We start from the raw sequence: 15531 nt of genomic DNA on the forward strand, positions 1-15531 counted from the left end.
AGCACCCGCACCGCTCCAGACGGCCGTGCTCCCGTCAGTTGCCGGTGTAGGTCTCGACGGTGAGGATCTCGACGGCGATGGAGCGGCCGTTGGGAGCCGTGTAGGAGGTGGAATCGCCCTCCTTGAGCCCGAGGATGGCGGCACCGAGGGGTGAGGCCTCGCTGTAGACGTCCAGCTCGCTGCCGACGCCGATCTCGCGGTTGCCCAGGAGGAACGTCTCCTCGCCGCCGGCGATCACGGCGGTGACGACCGTGCCGGGCTCGACGACGCCGGTGCTCTCGGGCGCGTCGCCGACCTTGGCGTTCTTCAGCAGCGACTGCAGCGTGCGGATGCGCGCCTCCTGCTTGCCCTGCTCGTCCTTGGCGGCGTGGTAGCCGCCGTTCTCCTTGAGGTCGCCCTCCTCGCGGGCGGCTTCGATGCGCTTCGCGATCTCCTCGCGCCCAGTGGTCGAGAGGTGCTCGAGCTCGGCGGCGAGACGGTCGTATGCGTCCTGAGTGAGGAAGGTCACCGGGGCATCGTTGGACACGTCTGACTCCTTCGGTCTGCGGGGGGGGGGGGGGGGGGGGGGGGGGGGGGACGTTCGATATGTCAAACGCCCTGGCTCTCGGCCAGGGCGTCAGTGGATTCGGTGCCGCAAGACTACGACACCCAGCAGGAGTTGACCAAACCGGTCGTGGCCGTGGCCGTGGTCGGCAGGGTCTCGCGGAATGCGCGCGCCGGCTGGTCCGACGGGGGGTACTCGACGATGCGCCACCCCACCACTCCGTGCTCCTCGTCCTGCGCCTCCAGAGCGCAGGCGATGGGCACGCCGACGGGGCCGGAGAACTGGAAGGTGAGCGTCACCTCGTGCTCGCTCTCGACCGTGAAGCCGGTCGTGTCGGCATCCACCGAGCCCAGGCTGCTCGACACGGTCGACCAGCCCAGGAGTCCCGCAAGCGCCGCGCCGACGACGATCGCGACGATCAGCCAGGTGCGGGAGCGCCCGGAGCGCGCGCGACCGTAGCGCTCGTCGAGCATCTGGGCAGTCGTCATGCGGCATCCCGTTCGAAGATTAGGCTGGTTACTCCTAGGCTACGCGCTCGCGCGTGCGACCCCGCCCCCGCGGCATCCCGTCGGCCGGTCCGGCCGATGCAGAACGAGGACCCCCATGCATCACGCGCTCATCGCCCTCGCGGCGACGTCCACCCCCGTACCGACCCCCACGCTGGAGGTCGACCCCGATCTGGTGACCCCCGGCGTGTGGGGCTTCGCGGTCATCGTGTTCATCGCGCTCGCGCTCGTGCTCCTCGTCTGGGACATGATGCGCCGCATCCGCCGCGGCCGCGTGCGCGCGGACATCGCCGAGGAGCTGGATGCCGAGGAGGCGGCCGCCCGCGAGGCGGAGCAGGGCGACGAGGCGGAGCAGGGCGACGCGGCGCGGGGCGACGCGGCACCGCGCGACTGACGCGGAGACCGGCTCAGGCCGGCACGCCCAGCGACGGCGACAGCGGATCGAGGGCGATGAGCAGGCAGGCCGTCCAGTGGCAGAGGAAGGCCAGAACGGTGCACACGTGGAAGATCTCGTGGAAGCCGAAGTGGCCGGGCCAGGGGTTCGGGCGCTTGAGCGCGTACACGACGGCGCCGACGGTGTAGAGGATGCCGCCCACGGCGACGAGCACCATCATGGCCACGTTCGCCGCGACGAGATCGACCATGTACATGATCGCCGCCCACCCGAGCACGAGGTACAGCGCGACGTAGAGCCAGCGCGGCGCGTTGATCCAGAAGACGCGGAACAGGATGCCGAGCACGGCGCCTCCCCACACCAGGGAGAGCAGCAGCACGCCCTTCTCGGGCGGCAGGGCCAGCGTGGCGATGGGGGTGTAGGTGCCCGCGATCAGCAGCAGGATGTTGGCGTGGTCGATCCGCTTGAGGACGGCCTTGGTCTTGGGTCCCCAGTTGAACCGGTGGTACAGCGCGGAGTTGCCGAACAGCAGCAGCGAGGTGGCCATGAACACGGCGCACGCCCATTTGGCGGGGGTGCCCTGCGCGAGCACGATGAGGACCACTCCGGCCGCGATGGCGACCGGGAAGGTCGCCGCGTGGATCCAGCCGCGCCAGGAGGGCTTGATCTCGACAGCGGCGTCGACCTCGGCCGCATCCATCAGCGGAAGGACGGGCACGTCGGGGGCCGCGGGCACGCGAGGACGTCGGCTCATGCACCAAGGCTAGGCCCCGCCGCATGCCGAGCGTGGTACATACTGAGTCCCGCTCCTGATGAGACGCAGTCCCAACGACGATGAACGGCGTGCGGGGAGGGTAACGTGGGCGTGTGGCGCGTGCTTCGTCGAACGAGGGCAGAGGTCCCCTCTACCGCCTCTACATCAACCGGCTTCGGCGCCGCCTCGACCCGGGCGACGTGCCGCACCATGTGGCGATGATGATCGACGGCAACCGCCGCTGGGCGCGGCAGCTCGGCTATACCACCGCCGCCCACGGCCATCGCGCCGGCGCTGCCAAGATGCGGGAGTTCCTGGGCTGGTGCGATGACGTCGGCGTGGGTGTCGTCTCGCTCTATCTGCTGTCGACCGACAACCTGCGAAAGCGCGATACGCAGGAGCTCGCGGATCTGATCGAGATCATCGCCGACCTCGCCGATGCGCTCTCGCACGAGCGGGACTGGCGGGTCAAGCACGTCGGACGCGCCGACCTGCTGCCCGAAGATCTCGCGCGCGTGCTCTCCGATGCCCAGGAGCGCACCCGCGACCACACCGGACTGCACGTGAATCTGGCGGTGGGCTACGGCGGCCGCGGCGAGATCGTCGACGCGGTGCGCAGCATCATCGCCCAGCACGACCAGGGCGGCGGATCGCTCGAAGAACTCGCGGCCAGCCTCACCCCGGAGCAGATCGGCGAGCACCTCTACACCGGAGGACAGCCCGATCCCGACCTCGTGATCCGCACCTCCGGCGAGCAGCGGCTGAGCGACTTCCTGCTCTGGCAGAGCGCGCACTCCGAGTTCTACTTCGTCGAGGCACTCGGACCCGATCTGCGCGAGGTCGACTTCCTGCGGGCCATGCGCGACTTCGCGACGCGGGATCGTCGATTCGGCAGCTGACCGGAGGGGTGGATGCCACACCCGGCGCGAGAGCGGGAACCGGTCCCCGCGGCGGTGGGCGGCGTGCCAGAATGTGACTCGTGATGGATCTGGGGTCCTTCCTCTCGACGTTCGACGCTGAACCGGGTTATCTCGACTGGGCGGCGTTCGGCCCGCTGTCGACGACGGTGCGCGCCGATCTCCACGCCGATGCGGAGCTCCTCGGCGCCGGTCGCGCATCGGGCATCGAGCTGGTCGCCGAACACGAGCCCGAGGCGCGCGAGCTGCTGGCAGACCTGCTCGACGCCGACGTCGAGCAGGTGACGCTGCAGCCGTCCACGACGTACGGCCTCATGCACGCGCTGTACGGCCTGGCGGGCAGCCTCATGCTCTCTCGGGCGGAGTTCCCCAGCCTCACGGTGCCCGCCACGCGCGCGGCGGACGCGCTCGGATCGCTCGAGCTGCAGTGGCTGGAGCTGACCGACGGGTTCGTCACGCCCGATGTCGTGCGCACCGCGCTCAGCGAAGAGACGACCGCGCTCGCCGTGAGTCTCGTGGACTTCCGCACGGGTTACCGGGCCGATCTTTCGGCGCTGCGCGAGGTGATCGGCGATCGCCTGCTCATCGTCGATGCCATCCAGGGGTTCGGGATCGTGGAGGCCGACTACGCGGCGGCCGACGTCGTGTGCGGGAACGGGTACAAATGGCTGCGCGCAGGCCGGGGCACCGGCTTCGCGCGGTTCGGTGAACGCGCACTGGAGCGGCTCGCTCCGGTGCTGTCGGGGTTCACCGGCACCGACCGCTTCCTGCCGGTCGATGAGGTGCCGCTGCCCGCGGCATCCGCCGCCGCCTTCACGGTGAGCCGTCCCGACCATCTCGCGGTCACGCGGCTCGCCGGCGCGCTCGGCGACATCACCGCGGTCGGCGTGCCCGTGCTGGAGGACGCCCTCACCGAGATCGTCGGCGACGTCATGTTGGTGGCCGACCGCTACGAGGTGCCCGTGATCACGCCGCGCGACCCCGCGCGTCGTGCCGGCATCGTCACGCTCGCGCCTGCGGCGCAGGATGCCGCGCCGCTGGCGGCGGCGCTCGCCAACCACGGGCTGACCGTCTCGGTCCAGAGCGGCCGCGTGCGCGTGTCGCCGCACGTGGGCACGGGCTCGGCGACGATCACGATGTTCGGCGACGCGCTGGCCGAGTTCTCGGCCGCGCGCGTCTGGTGATCGCGTCTCGCGGAATTTACCGACCCGTAACCGGGTGACAGCGTGTCGTCGGCGTGTCTCCCAGGCACGGGTCGTACGGTCATGGCATCGGGCAAGGCGCCCGGTCGGGTCGGCCTGATGGATCACGACTCGTGACACCGGTCGACTCGTGACTGCCGGGTCCTCTGACCCGGGGGCGGGGAGTGGGTTGTGACCACACGAGCACCACACACGCAGCACGACCGGGATGTCGAATCGATCGTCGGCGCGTCCGAGGATCTTCGCACGTACGTCCTCGACACGTCGGTGCTGCTGAGCGATCCGCGGGCGTTCTTCCGCTTCGCCGAGCACAGCGTCGTGATCCCCGTCGTGGTGATCACCGAGCTGGAGGGCAAGCGCCACGACCCGGAGATCGGCTACTTCGCGAGGCAGGCGCTGCGCCACCTCGACGAGTTGCGCGTCGAGCACGGACGCCTCGACTTCCCCGTTCCGGTCGGCGAGGGCGGCACGCTGCGCGTGGAGCTGGCCAACACGGACCCGGGCGTGCTTCCGGCGGGTATGCGCCTCGGCGACAACGACAGCCGCATCCTCGCGATCGCGATGAACCTCTCTCAGGAGGGCCACGAGGTCACCGTGGTCTCCAAGGACCTCCCCATGCGCGTGAAGGCGGCATCGCTCGGCGTCGTGGCCGAGGAGTACCTCGCCGAACAGGCCATCGACTCGGGATGGACCGGCATCGCCGAGATCGACGTCTCGGGCGATGACGTGAGCGATCTGTACGAGAGCGAGGTGGCCTCCAGCGAAGACGTGGTGGGACTGCCCGTGAACACCGGCCTGATCATCCATTCGGAGCGCGGGTCGGCGCTCGGGCGGGTCACTGGCGACGGCGAGTACAAGCTCGTGCGCGGGGACCGCGAGGTGTTCGGCCTCCACGGTCGCTCGGCCGAGCAGCGCATCGCCGTGGACCTCCTCCTCGACCCGGATGTCGGCATCGTCTCGCTCGGCGGCCGTGCCGGCACCGGAAAGTCGGCTCTCGCCCTGTGCGCCGGCCTCGAGGCGGTGCTGGAGCGGCAGCAGCAGAAGAAGATCATCGTCTTCCGGCCCTTGTTCGCGGTCGGCGGTCAGGAGCTCGGCTACCTCCCGGGCGACCAGGCGGAGAAGATGAACCCCTGGGGCCAGGCGGTCTTCGACACGCTCGGCTCGGTGGTGTCGGGCAATGTGCTCGAGGAGGTCCTCGAGCGCGGTCTGCTCGAAGTGCTGCCGCTCACCCACATCCGTGGGCGCTCGCTGCACGACGCCTTCGTGATCGTCGACGAGGCGCAGTCTCTCGAGCGCAACGTGCTGCTCACCGTGCTCAGCCGCATGGGCCAGAACTCGCGGATCGTGCTCACCCACGATGTGGGACAGCGCGACAATCTGCGGGTGGGCCGCCACGACGGTGTCGCCTCCGTGATCGAGACCCTGAAGGGCCACGGACTGTTCGGCCATGTCACCCTCGTTCGCTCGGAGCGTTCGGCGATCGCCGCGCTGGTGACCGACCTGCTCGAAGCGGGGGAGCTCGCCTGACGACGCGCCCTGAGGATGAGAAGAGTCTCATCCTCAGGGCGCGATTGTCGCGACGGCGTCTGTCACCATTGAAGGAGTGCGCACGGCTGGCGTGCGCGGGGACTTCAAAGGACGACGGGCGTGGAGCCACGGACGCGATTCGCGATCGGCGGTGCCGCCACTGTGGTGGCGAGTGTCGCCGTTGTGTGCGCCGTCGCGTTGACGAACTCCGTCGCCCTCGCCGACACGCGGGGCGTCGCCATCGGCGGCACGCCCCTGGTCGTTCCCCGTGCCGTCGCGACGCCTGAGCCCACAGCCACCGTCGACGCTCCGGTCGCGAGTTCAGCAACCCCGACGCCGACGCCCGAGGTCTCGGTCGCACCCGCCGAGCCCGATGCGAGCGTCGAGGTCGTCCCGGCGCCGGCGCCGCACGAGGTCGACGCGCCCGAGGCCGACGCTCCCGAGACCGTCGAGGAGATCGACCTCGACGCGGCCGCGGCCGCGGGCCGTTGGGCCGAGCTGCGCGAGTGGGCGGCCGCAAAGGGCTGGAGTTCGGGGCGCATCGACGCCTGGATCGCCAACCTCGAGAAGAACTTCGCGCGTTCCCAAGAACCCGCGACCGATCGGCTCGGTGGAGCCGACCACATCGAACGGCGCTCCGCCGTCGATGAATCGGAAGAAAGCCAATCGCGCGAAACCCCAGATCAGCGCGATTGAAGAAAGGCCGGCTTCCCCAGCCCGGCCGTTCAGCCCCCGGCGTCCCCCAGCGCCGGGGGCTTCTCCGTGTCCGCACGGTCGTGCCCGCCCGGGGCGCGCGGGGTGGCGGCGCGGCCACGGCGCGCTACTCCCAGCGGTACCCGGCCCCGCGCACCGTCACGATGTGGTGCGGCCCGAGTTTGCCGCGCAGATACCGCACGTACACGTCCACGACGTTCGAGCCCGGATCGAAGTCGAGGCCCCAGACGCGGCTGAGGAGCAGTTCACGGCTGAGCACACGGCCGGGATTGCGAAGGAACTGCTCCGCCAGCGCGAACTCGCGCGAGGACAGCTCCACCTCCACGCCGGCCACGACCGCGCGTCGGGCGAGCACGTCGAGGACGACGTCGCCATGGGATACCGAGACCCCGGGGGCGACGGCGGCGCCCTCGCGCAGGCGCGAGCGCACGCGCGCCAGCAGCTCCTCGAACGTGAACGGCTTGTGCACGTAGTCGTTGGCTCCGGCATCCAATCCCTCGACGGTGTCGCGGGTGCTGGTGCGGGCGGTGAGCATGATGACCGGGATCGCGTTGCCCTGGGCCCGCAGGGCGTGGAGAACCTCGAAGCCGTCCATGGTGGGCAGGCCCACGTCGAGGAGAACGAGGTCGACATCGCCCCGGGTGGCCGCCTCCAGCCCGGCGGGGCCGTCGTCGGCGATCTCGGTCTCGTAGCCGGCGGACTGCAGCCCGCGGCTGACGAACGACGCGATGCGCGGTTCGTCTTCGACGATGAGGATCCTGGTCATCCTGCGGCCTCCCGTTGCAGCACGACATCCCCGGCCCGCACGGGAGCCGGCAGCTCTCCGGCCGTCGGGGGCAGATGGAGGGTGAAGGTCGCCCCGCCGCCGGGGGTGTCGGTGACCAGGCACTGCCCGCCGTGCGCCTTCGCGATCGCATCGACGATGGCCAGGCCCAGCCCCGAGCCGCCCACGGTGCGCTTGCCTCCGGCGCGATCGAACCGACGGAAGATCCGGTGCCGTGCGGCGGGCGGGATGCCGCCGCCGTGATCGCGCACCCAGATGCGCGCGCCGGCGGCGTCGATGGAGCTGCCGATCTCGATCGGCGTGCCGGTGGGGGTGTACTTGGCCGCGTTGTCGGCCAGCTGCAGCCAGGCCTGCAGGAGGCGATCCTGATCGGCCACGACGCGGCCGTCGGCGTGTTCCTCCACGCGCCACGTGTGACCGGGGATCACCGCGACGAGCTCGCCGACGCGGGCTGTCACACCGCCGAGGTTCACCTCGCTCATCGCGTAGGTGTCGCCCTCCACCGCGGCGAGCAGGTCGATGTCCTCCACGAGACGGGTGAGCCGGTCGAGCTCGGAGATGCCGATCTCCCGCGCGCTGACCACGTCGGCGACGTCGTCGGGATCCATCAGCTCCAGGTGCCCGCGCACGATCGTGATCGGGGTCTTCAGCTCGTGGCGCACGTCGTCGAGCAGCTGGCGCTGCACATCGACGGAGCCTTCGATGCGGTCGAGCATCGAGTTCACCGTGCGGGACAGGTCTGCGATCTCATCGTTGCCGCGCTCAGGGAGGCGCGGTGACAGGTCGGAGATCGTGATCGCGTCGGCCGTTTCGCGCAGTCGGCGGATGGGGGACAGCAGTCGCCCGGTGACGAACCAGCCGACGACGGCGATCGCAACCAGAACGGCCACGGCCGCGATCGAGAAGGTCGCGAGCGCGGTGTTCACGGGCTCGAGCTGCTCCTCGAGGTCGACGGCCCGCAGGTAGACGCCGACGTCGTCTTCGCCTTCCATCGTGACCGGGATCGCGATGTAGCGCAGCACGCCGTGCGGAGTATCCGCGGTGCCGAGCACGGGGCCACCCGCTTCCTCCGCCTCCGCGACGGCGCGGTCGATGAGCGCGCGGTCGTCGGAGATGTCGAAGCCGGAGATGGTCGAGGGCTGCCACTTCGCCACCCCGTCGATGATGGTGACGGCCGCCTCGCCGCTGGCCGGAACCAGCTGCGCTGCCACGTCGTACATGAACCTGTCGAGAGAGTCGTACTCCTTCACCGACAGGGGCTCCGCGGCAGGCGGCGCGCTGTCCGCGCCGGTGCCCTCGTCGGTCGCCGCGTCCGTCGCCTCGTCCGTGTCGCTGGGGGTCGCGGCCTCGGCCGTGCCGTCAGCGGTGTACACGGCGATCAGACGGGACGTCTGCGCCTGCAGGAGCGCGTCGACGCTGGCGATGACCTGGGACCGCTGCACGATGAGCGTGATGCTCCCCACGACCGCGAGACCCACGCACGCGACCGCCAGCACGGCGCCGAGGATGCGCGCTCGTGCCGAGAGCGGTCGCGGTCGTCGGCGGGTCACGTCCCGATTATCGCGCCGAAGCCCCGATCCAGGGGGCTTTTCGGCCCACGGAGGTGCAGCGGTCACCGCGAGGCTCAGCCCGGGTGGGTCATCGAGAGCAGGTCGAGCTTCTCGTCGAGCTGCTCCAGAGTGAGCTCGCCGCGGTCGACGTAGCCGAGATCGAGCACCGCCTCGCGCACCGTGATGCCCTTCGCCACCGAGTGCTTGGCGATCTTCGCGGCCGCCTCGTAGCCGATGAGCTTGTTCAGGGGCGTCACGATCGACGGCGACATGCCGGCGAATGCGGCCGCGCGCTCGACGTTCGCCTGCAGCCCGTCGACGGTCTTGTCCGCCAGCACGCGCATCGCGTTGGAGAGCAGGCGGATCGACTCGAGCAGGGCGGTGCCCATGACGGGGATGGCGACGTTCAGCTCGAACGAACCCGACGCGCCGGCCCAGGCGACGGTGGCATCGTTGCCGATGACCCGCGCGCACACCATGAGGGTCGCCTCGGGGACGACGGGGTTGACCTTGCCCGGCATGATGGACGAGCCCGGCTGCAGGTCGGGGATGTGCAGCTCGCCGAGACCCGTGTTGGGGCCAGAGCCCATCCAGCGCAGGTCGTTGTTGATCTTGGTCAGCGACACGGCGATCGTGCGCAAGGCCCCGGATGCCTCGACGAGTCCGTCGCGGTTGGCCTGCGCCTCGAAGTGGTCCTTCGCCTCGGTGATCGGCAGCTCCGTCTCGGCGGCCAGCAGAGCGATGACCTTCTGGGGGAAGCCCAGCGGCGTGTTGATGCCGGTGCCCACCGCCGTGCCGCCGAGGGGCACCTCGCCGACGCGGGGGATCACGGCCTGCACTCGCTCGATGCCCAGGCGCATCTGCCGCGCGTAACCGCCGAACTCCTGGCCGAGCGTCACCGGGGTGGCATCCATCAGGTGGGTCCGGCCCGACTTGACGACGTCCTTCCACAGCTCGGCCTTCGCCTCGAGGGCGACCGAGAGGTGGTCGAGTGCGGGGATGAGGTCGTCGATGAGCGCCTGGGTCACGGCGATGTGCACCGAGGTGGGGAAGACATCGTTGGAGGACTGCGAGGCGTTGACGTGGTCGTTCGGATGCACCGGGGCGCCGAGCCCGGCCGTCGCGAGGGTCGCGAGCACCTCGTTCATGTTCATGTTCGACGACGTGCCGCTGCCGGTCTGGTAGGTGTCGACGGGGAAGTGCTCGTCGTAGCGACCGGTGACGACCTCGTCGGCGGCGGCGGCGATGGCGTCGGCGATCGCGCCGTCGAGGGTGCCGAGCTCCTTGTTCGCCAGAGCCGCGGCCTTCTTGATGCGGGCGAGCGCGGCGATCTGCGTCGACTCCAGGCCGGTGCCCGAGATCGGGAAGTTCTCGACCGCGCGCTGCGTCTGCGCGGCGTAGAGGGCGTTCTTGGGCACGCGCACTTCGCCCATGGTGTCGTGCTCGATGCGGTACTCGATGTCGGTCACGTCGTCGTTCCTTCGTCGTGTGGTGGGGGACTGGCGGGGAGAGGTCGGGTCAGGCTGCGGCATCCACATCGCCCACCGCGACGACGGGGACGACGGCGCCTTCGGCGAGCCGGTAGTTCGCGCCCACGATCGCGACCCGGCCCTCGGCGACGGCGGCGCTGATGAGCTCGGAGCGGTGGAGGATCTCGCCGACGGTCTCGCGCAGGTGCTCGCGGCCGACGAGTTCGGGGTCGATCGAGGCGCCGGCCGACTCGCGCGCGACGGCGCGCGCGGCGGGCACGATGGGGGCGATCTGCTTCCAGATGAGCGCGGGCAGGGCCGGCGCGTCGGGCAGCGTGCTGTCGATGGCGGCCTGCACCGCACCGCACGCGTCGTGCGCCAGCACGACGATCAGAGGGGAGCCGAGCACGGCGACGGCGTACTCGAGGCTGCCCACGGCGGATTCGGACACGACCTGTCCGGCGTTGCGGATGACGAACAGGTCGCCCAGACCCTCGTCGAAGATGATCTCGGCGGCCAGGCGCGAGTCGCTGCAGCCGAACAGGGCGGCGCGCGGCCTCTGACCGCCGGCCAGCTCATGCCGGCGCTCGACGTCCTGCCGCGGGTGCTGGGGCGTGCCGTCGACGAATCGGCGGTTTCCCTCGAGCATCTGCCGCCACGTCTCGCGCGGGCTGAAGGGGGCGTCGGTCACGGTGTCTCCTCGCGTAGGGCGATCACGTCGTCGGCCATGCCTGCGGCTGCCGTCTCGAGCAGGTCCTCCGCGGCGGCGCCGTAGATGAGGATGATGTCGGTTCCCGCCTCGACCGACAGCGCCGCCGAGATGTTGCCGGCGCGCTCCGGGTTGGCGATGTCGTAGCGGGTCCACTCGACGCCCGCGATGCGCACGGTGCCGTCGGGCGTCGCGCCGCTGAGCATTCGCCCGGGCCACGCGGGGTCGGCGTCGAAGCCCTGCGCGACGCGCAGGAAGCCGGTCTCGGGGGCGTAGATGATCGTCCACGCGCGGGGTCCATCGCCCTCGATCCGGGCGCCGTTGACGCGCCACTGGTCGGGCACATCGGGCGAGACGACGATGCGGTCCTCGGCGACCGCGATGTCGGCGGCGACCGCCTCCACGTCGATCGGCTCGGCCTCGGGCGGCGTGCCGCGCGGGACGGCGAGCACGATCACCAGCAGGATCGCCAGGGTCGCCAGAAGCGCGGCGACCAGGTTGCGGATGTTCTTGCTCGAGCGGTAGACGCGCGAGGACTCGGCCTTGCGCGCGGCGGTCTCGTCGGGGGTCTCCGGTCGGCCGAGCTCGGCGACGATGCGGGGCTCGCGTGCCATCACGCCTCCGCGCTCTCCGCGGACGCGCCCTCTGCCGAGGTGCGCGCAGCATCGAGGCGCTGCTTGGCGCCCAGGAGCCACTGCTCGCACCGCGATGCCAGGGCCTCGCCACGCTCCCACAGAGCCAGCGAGTGCTCCAAGGTCGGCGTGCCCTGCTCGAGCTCGTGCACCACGCGAACCAGCTCGTCGCGCGCCTGCTCGAACGTGAGCGAGGCGACGTCGGGGGCGGCCGCGGGGGAGTCGGTCATTGTTCCATCCTAGTTCGGCGCGCCGTCTTCACCCGTCGTCGGCACCTCGGCCGGCACGGGCCCCTCCGATCGCGCGGCGAAGGCGCCGTGGTCGACGGTCACGGTCACGATCGCGCCCGTCGGAGCCTGGGCTGCATCCCGCACGATCGCTCCGTCGGCGAGCTGGGCGATCGCATATCCGCGTGCCAGGGTCGATGCCGGGGAAAGAGCCCGGAGCCCTGCCCTCAGCTCCCCGGTGCGGCGATCGGCGGCCTCGACCGCACGACCGAGCCGGTCCCGCCCGCGTGCGACGAGCAGGTGGAGCTCATGCCCGCGCCCGGTCAGCAGGGATTCGGGGGAGCGCAGCACCGGTCTGCTGCGCAGCTGGTCCAGCTGGGCGATGTCGTGCGAGACGCGCTGCGAGAGCCGCCCCATCAGGCGGGACCGCAGCTGCGCGATGAGGGCCCGCTGCTCGGCGACGTCGGGCACCGCGCGCTTGGCGGCGTCGGTCGGCGTCGAGGCGCGCACGTCGGCGACGTCATCCAGCAGCGGGTGGTCGTTCTCGTGCCCGATGGCGCTGATGATGGGCGTGGATGCCGCCGCCACCGCCCGCAGGAGCCGCTCGTCGCTGAATCCCAGCAGCGTCTGGGGGTCGCCGCCGCCGCGCGCGATGATGATCACGTCGACGTCAGGGTCGGCATCCAGTGCCTTGAGGGCGGCGATGGTCTCGGGAACGCAGCGATCGCCCTGCACCGCGGCGTGCCGGACGCGGAACGCGACCTGCGGCCAGCGCAGCTGGGCGTTGCGGCGCACGTCCTTCTCCGCGTCGGAGCGCTCTCCGGTGATGAGCCCGACCACGTGCGGCAGGAAGGGGATGGGCTTCTTCCGGGCGGGGTCGAACAGGCCCTCGGCGCGCAGCTGCGCCCGCAGGCGCTCGAGCTTCTCGAGCTGGTCGCCAAGGCCCACGTGGCGCATCGCCGAGACCGAGAACCCGAAGTCGCCGGTGCGGGGGTAGTAGTCCGCCTTGACGCAGGCGATGACGTGGTCGCCGACCTTGAGATCGCCGGGCAGTCGGTCACGGGTGCTCGACCAGATCCGGAACGAGATCGTCGCGTCGGTGACGAGGTCCTTGAGCCGGCCGAACACGTTGCCGCCGCGCACGTTGAACGAGGTGATCTCGCCCTCGACCCACACCGAGCCCCAGTTCTGGACGAACCCGCGGATCGTGTCGTTGAGCCGCGCCACCGAGGTGGGCGCCTCGGCGGTGGAATCGCGCGGCGCCACCGAATCGGGCGGCGGCGCCTGGCCATCGACGACAGCGGCCTGGAACGTGGTCACGGCACCTCCTGCGGGCGGCGGGCTCGCGATGTGTGCCCGCCCGTAGAATCGAACGCGTGACCGCTGCAACCGCGAATCCTGCTGTTCGAATGCCCGTGCCCCATGTTCCGCGGCGGCGCGAGCGTCTTCAGGATATCGCCGTGGACGGACGCAAGCGGGTGCTGCTCGCCTCGCCCCGCGGCTACTGCGCCGGCGTGGATCGGGCCGTGGTCGCGGTCGAGAAGGCGCTCGAGCGGTTCGGGGCGCCCGTGTACGTGCGCAAGCAGATCGTCCACAACATCCACGTCGTCACCGAACTCGAGAAGCGCGGTGCGATCTTCGTGGAGGAGGTCGACGAGGTGCCGGAGGGCGCGCATGTCGTCTTCAGCGCGCACGGCGTCTCGCCGGCCGTGGTCGGCGCCGCGGCGGATCGCGGGCTGCAGGCCATCGACGCGACCTGCCCGCTGGTCACCAAGGTGCACCGCGAGGCGGTGCGCTTCGCGCGCGACGACTACGAGATCCTGCTCATCGGTCACGACGGGCATGAGGAGGTCGAGGGCACCGCCGGTGAGGCGCCCGACCACGTCACCGTCGTGAATTCCCCGGAGGAGGCCGACCGCATCGAGGTGCGAGACCCGTCGAAGGTCGTGTGGCTGTCCCAGACCACCCTCTCTGTCGACGAGACGATGGAGACCGTGCGACGGCTGCGGGTGCGGTTCCCGCAGCTGCAGGATCCGCCCTCCGACGACATCTGCTACGCCACGCAGAATCGCCAGGTCGCCATCAAGAAGGTCGCTAAGGATGCCGACCTCGTGATCGTGGTCGGCTCGGCGAACTCGTCGAACAGCGTGCGCCTGGTCGAGGTCGCCCTCGAGTACGGGGCGAAGGCGGCCTACCGCGTCGACTACGCCGACGAGGTGAAGCAGGAGTGGCTCGATGGCGTCGCCACCGTCGGCGTGACCAGCGGCGCCTCGGTGCCCGACGTGCTCGTGCAGGAGGTGCTCGCCGACCTCGCCGCCGCCGGCTACGGCGACGTCGAAGAGGTGCGCACCGCCGAGGAGGACCTCATGTTCTCGCTCCCCAAGGAGCTGCGGCAGGGTTCGGCGGGCGGGCGCGGCGGCCGGACATCGGGCGGACAGGAGCGCTCGTGACCGACGGCCCCGCCTCCGATCCGCGGCCGCGTCCGCAGTACGGCGAGTACGCGACGCCCGAAGAGCAGCGCGCCCGCATCCAGCAGCCGGACGTCACCGCGGCGCTGGACACCGGCCAGGTGGCCGACGCCGCGGCCCCGGTTGCAGCACAGGTACCGGCGCCGGCTCCCGCACCGGCGGTCGTCGACGAGCCCCCGGCACCTGTGCGCTCCCGCGGGCGCAGCGTCGACCGCATCGCCACCTTCGCGCTGCTCGCCTACGGCCTGATCAACGTGGTCACCTCTGTCCCGGCGTTCCTGGACTACTTCGCCTACGCGGACCTGATGTTCCAGACCCTGGGGGTCGACGCCGTGCTGTCCGACCCCGCCGGTGCGCGAGGCTGGGGGATCGCCGCAGCGGGTGTGCTCGCGATCGGATGGATGCTGGTGGCCTGGCTGTCGGTGGCGAGTCTGCGCCGCGGACGCCTCAGCTGGTGGATCCCGCTGGTCGGCGGCGTGGTGTTCACCGTCGTGGCCGGGATGCTCATGGTGGTTCCGCTCATGACGGACCCGGCCGTGTGGGCGGCCCTGGTCGTCGGCGTGGGCTGAGCTGGGGGAATCAGCCTCCGACGACGGGCCCCCACACGGCACGGGCCCCTGAATCGCCGATGAGCGCGAGCACGACCATGGCTCCCACACCGACGAGCACGGCGAGCACGGCGATGACCACCGTCACCGCCCTCGCCCCTCCCGGCGACCGCTTGCCGACGTCGTCACGCCAGTAGCGGTACCAGAGCCATTGCCCCGCGGCGACGACGAACAGCCCGATGGCCCACGGCAGGAACATGCGTCCCAGGGCCTCATGGCGCTCGACCGACGGCAGCGGCCCGACGATCTCCTTCAGCGCAGCCCCGGCCTGTACGGTGACCGGGACCAGGATCAGCACGACGAGCGCCCCGAGTGGGGTCACGATGCCGAGGCGGCCGCGCGCTGCGGGCCAGAACGTGCCGAGGAGCAGGGCGAGCACCGTCAGCGGCGTCAGGATGACGACCGCGTGGACGATGAGCGGGTGCAGGGGCAGTCCCGCGATCTCGAAAGCGCCGGCGGATCGGATCTGGTCCATACTCGTGACACGAGACGGCGCCGCGTCCGGTTCAACTGAACCGCCGATCGA

At 70.9% G+C, this 15531-nt stretch carries 18 protein-coding genes; 7 read left to right on the forward strand and 11 right to left on the reverse strand.

What is annotated here, in order from left to right:
- Window positions 1–34: 34 nt before the first annotated feature.
- Both greA and HQM25_RS06490 read right to left on the reverse strand, forming a co-directional pair.
- A complete protein-coding gene (gene greA / locus HQM25_RS06485; RefSeq protein ID WP_172989497.1) occupies window positions 35–526 on the reverse strand; it encodes a transcription elongation factor GreA in 492 nt (163 codons plus the stop codon).
- A 113-nt stretch (window positions 527–639) separates the two neighbouring features.
- Window positions 640–1032: a DUF4307 domain-containing protein gene (locus HQM25_RS06490; protein ID WP_172989498.1), complete on the reverse strand. Its 393-nt coding sequence runs from the start codon at window positions 1030–1032 to the stop codon at window positions 640–642.
- A gap of 115 nt (window positions 1033–1147) precedes the next feature.
- Here HQM25_RS06490 and HQM25_RS06495 point away from each other — a divergent pair, with 115 nt between their 5' ends.
- Window positions 1148–1444 (forward strand): hypothetical protein, encoded by a 297-nt coding sequence (locus tag HQM25_RS06495; RefSeq protein WP_172989499.1) that lies wholly within the window; start codon window positions 1148–1150, stop codon window positions 1442–1444.
- A 13-nt stretch (window positions 1445–1457) separates the two neighbouring features.
- Here HQM25_RS06495 and trhA read toward each other — a convergent pair whose 3' ends face one another.
- Window positions 1458–2198: a PAQR family membrane homeostasis protein TrhA gene (gene trhA, locus HQM25_RS06500; protein WP_254359582.1), complete on the reverse strand. Its 741-nt coding sequence runs from the start codon at window positions 2196–2198 to the stop codon at window positions 1458–1460.
- 113 nt (window positions 2199–2311) lie between these two features.
- Between trhA and HQM25_RS06505 the strand changes: the two genes are divergently transcribed.
- The 4 genes from HQM25_RS06505 (at window position 2312) to HQM25_RS06520 (ending at window position 6540) form a co-directional block, all read left to right on the forward strand.
- Window positions 2312–3097: an isoprenyl transferase gene (locus HQM25_RS06505; protein ID WP_172989500.1), complete on the forward strand. Its 786-nt coding sequence runs from the start codon at window positions 2312–2314 to the stop codon at window positions 3095–3097.
- An 83-nt stretch (window positions 3098–3180) separates the two neighbouring features.
- Window positions 3181–4299 (forward strand): aminotransferase class V-fold PLP-dependent enzyme, encoded by a 1119-nt coding sequence (locus tag HQM25_RS06510; RefSeq protein WP_254359583.1) that lies wholly within the window; start codon window positions 3181–3183, stop codon window positions 4297–4299.
- Window positions 4300–4488: 189 nt separating this feature from the next.
- Window positions 4489–5844 carry a PhoH family protein gene (locus HQM25_RS06515; RefSeq protein WP_172989502.1) on the forward strand — a complete coding sequence of 452 codons (1356 nt, stop codon included), beginning with the start codon at window positions 4489–4491 and terminating at the stop codon, window positions 5842–5844.
- Window positions 5845–5964: 120 nt separating this feature from the next.
- Window positions 5965–6540: a hypothetical protein gene (locus HQM25_RS06520; protein ID WP_172989503.1), complete on the forward strand. Its 576-nt coding sequence runs from the start codon at window positions 5965–5967 to the stop codon at window positions 6538–6540.
- Window positions 6541–6664: 124 nt separating this feature from the next.
- Here HQM25_RS06520 and HQM25_RS06525 read toward each other — a convergent pair whose 3' ends face one another.
- The 7 genes from HQM25_RS06525 to xseA all read right to left on the reverse strand — a co-directional run bounded on the left by HQM25_RS06525 (window position 6665) and on the right by xseA (window position 13249).
- Window positions 6665–7324 (reverse strand): response regulator transcription factor, encoded by a 660-nt coding sequence (locus HQM25_RS06525; protein ID WP_172989504.1) that lies wholly within the window; start codon window positions 7322–7324, stop codon window positions 6665–6667.
- A complete protein-coding gene (locus HQM25_RS17775) occupies window positions 7321–8892 on the reverse strand; it encodes a sensor histidine kinase (RefSeq protein WP_254359584.1) in 1572 nt (523 codons plus the stop codon). Before HQM25_RS17775 ends, HQM25_RS06525 begins: the two co-directional genes overlap by 4 nt.
- Window positions 8893–8966: 74 nt before the next feature.
- On the reverse strand, window positions 8967–10361 hold the full coding sequence (locus tag HQM25_RS06535) for a class II fumarate hydratase (RefSeq protein ID WP_172989505.1): 1395 nt from the start codon (window positions 10359–10361) through the stop codon (window positions 8967–8969).
- A gap of 49 nt (window positions 10362–10410) precedes the next feature.
- Window positions 10411–11010 (reverse strand): carbonic anhydrase, encoded by a 600-nt coding sequence (locus HQM25_RS06540; protein WP_172991551.1) that lies wholly within the window; start codon window positions 11008–11010, stop codon window positions 10411–10413.
- A gap of 38 nt (window positions 11011–11048) precedes the next feature.
- Window positions 11049–11684 carry a DUF4245 family protein gene (locus tag HQM25_RS06545; RefSeq protein WP_172989506.1) on the reverse strand — a complete coding sequence of 212 codons (636 nt, stop codon included), beginning with the start codon at window positions 11682–11684 and terminating at the stop codon, window positions 11049–11051.
- Complete coding sequence (locus HQM25_RS06550; RefSeq protein WP_172989507.1) at window positions 11684–11932, reverse strand: exodeoxyribonuclease VII small subunit; 249 nt, start codon at window positions 11930–11932, stop codon at window positions 11684–11686. The genes HQM25_RS06545 and HQM25_RS06550 overlap by 1 nt, the downstream gene beginning before the upstream one ends.
- A 9-nt stretch (window positions 11933–11941) precedes the next feature.
- Window positions 11942–13249: an exodeoxyribonuclease VII large subunit gene (xseA, locus tag HQM25_RS06555; RefSeq protein ID WP_172989508.1), complete on the reverse strand. Its 1308-nt coding sequence runs from the start codon at window positions 13247–13249 to the stop codon at window positions 11942–11944.
- An 89-nt stretch (window positions 13250–13338) separates the two neighbouring features.
- On the opposite strand from xseA, the gene HQM25_RS06560 reads away from it, so the two are divergent.
- Window positions 13339–14379: a 4-hydroxy-3-methylbut-2-enyl diphosphate reductase gene (locus tag HQM25_RS06560; RefSeq protein WP_172991552.1), complete on the forward strand. Its 1041-nt coding sequence runs from the start codon at window positions 13339–13341 to the stop codon at window positions 14377–14379.
- Complete coding sequence (locus tag HQM25_RS06565) at window positions 14376–14966, forward strand: DUF6264 family protein (protein WP_172989509.1); 591 nt, start codon at window positions 14376–14378, stop codon at window positions 14964–14966. Before HQM25_RS06560 ends, HQM25_RS06565 begins: the two co-directional genes overlap by 4 nt.
- 10 nt (window positions 14967–14976) lie before the next feature.
- On the opposite strand, the gene HQM25_RS06570 is transcribed toward HQM25_RS06565, so the two are convergent.
- Window positions 14977–15480: a DUF2231 domain-containing protein gene (locus HQM25_RS06570; RefSeq protein ID WP_172989510.1), complete on the reverse strand. Its 504-nt coding sequence runs from the start codon at window positions 15478–15480 to the stop codon at window positions 14977–14979.
- Between the last annotated feature and the right edge of the window lie 51 nt (window positions 15481–15531).

This window comes from Microbacterium hominis (genome assembly GCF_013282805.1).
Taxonomy (GTDB): Bacteria; Actinomycetota; Actinomycetes; order Actinomycetales; family Microbacteriaceae; genus Microbacterium; species Microbacterium hominis_B.

Excerpts from the sequence above, each read along its gene's own strand:
- HQM25_RS06490 (WP_172989498.1), bottom strand. The coding sequence starts at position 1,032 with ATGACGACTGCCCAGATGCTCGACGAGCGCTACGGTCGCGCGCGCTCC.
- HQM25_RS06495 (WP_172989499.1), top strand. The coding sequence starts at position 1,148 with ATGCATCACGCGCTCATCGCCCTCGCGGCGACGTCCACCCCCGTACCG.
- trhA (WP_254359582.1), bottom strand. The coding sequence starts at position 2,198 with ATGAGCCGACGTCCTCGCGTGCCCGCGGCCCCCGACGTGCCCGTCCTT.
- HQM25_RS06510 (WP_254359583.1), top strand. The coding sequence starts at position 3,181 with ATGGATCTGGGGTCCTTCCTCTCGACGTTCGACGCTGAACCGGGTTAT.
- HQM25_RS06525 (WP_172989504.1), bottom strand. The coding sequence starts at position 7,324 with ATGACCAGGATCCTCATCGTCGAAGACGAACCGCGCATCGCGTCGTTC.
- HQM25_RS06540 (WP_172991551.1), bottom strand. The coding sequence starts at position 11,010 with ATGCTCGAGGGAAACCGCCGATTCGTCGACGGCACGCCCCAGCACCCG.
- HQM25_RS06545 (WP_172989506.1), bottom strand. The coding sequence starts at position 11,684 with ATGGCACGCGAGCCCCGCATCGTCGCCGAGCTCGGCCGACCGGAGACC.
- HQM25_RS06550 (WP_172989507.1), bottom strand. The coding sequence starts at position 11,932 with ATGACCGACTCCCCCGCGGCCGCCCCCGACGTCGCCTCGCTCACGTTC.
- HQM25_RS06560 (WP_172991552.1), top strand. The coding sequence starts at position 13,339 with ATGCCCGTGCCCCATGTTCCGCGGCGGCGCGAGCGTCTTCAGGATATC.
- HQM25_RS06570 (WP_172989510.1), bottom strand. The coding sequence starts at position 15,480 with ATGGACCAGATCCGATCCGCCGGCGCTTTCGAGATCGCGGGACTGCCC.